Genomic DNA, 349 nt, shown 5'->3' on the forward strand with positions numbered 1-349 from the left:
CCATCTACTTGTTCCTCGGCAAGATATAGCCCAACGTTTGCATTATCAGTCATCCCCCCAAGGGTTAGACTAAAATCCTTGACTTCGTTAAGAGTGAAGCGGTAGTAATCACTGGAGTCAGCGCTACCTACAAAGTCAGTGAAAGTCTGCGTGCCACTGAGAACTCCCATGTTAAAAACAGGATTCGCTATATCTCCAATGCCAGTGGGGGTAGCAGTCAGTTCTAATCGGTATCTCGTGTCATATCCTGTTGTGCGGTAGGGATAAACTCGAACATAATAAGTCCCTGCACCTAAGCTGCGGCTAATCGATTCGTCTGAATCGCCCCAATTGTCGGAAAATGTTATCC

The 349-nt window shown here is 46.4% G+C and carries 1 pseudogene; it reads right to left on the reverse strand.

The window, feature by feature from the left end:
• Positions 1 to 349, reverse strand: a pseudogene (locus AC0QH1_RS14850) (S8 family serine peptidase); the annotation flags it as partial.

Source organism: Phormidium sp. CCY1219, assembly GCF_055795085.1.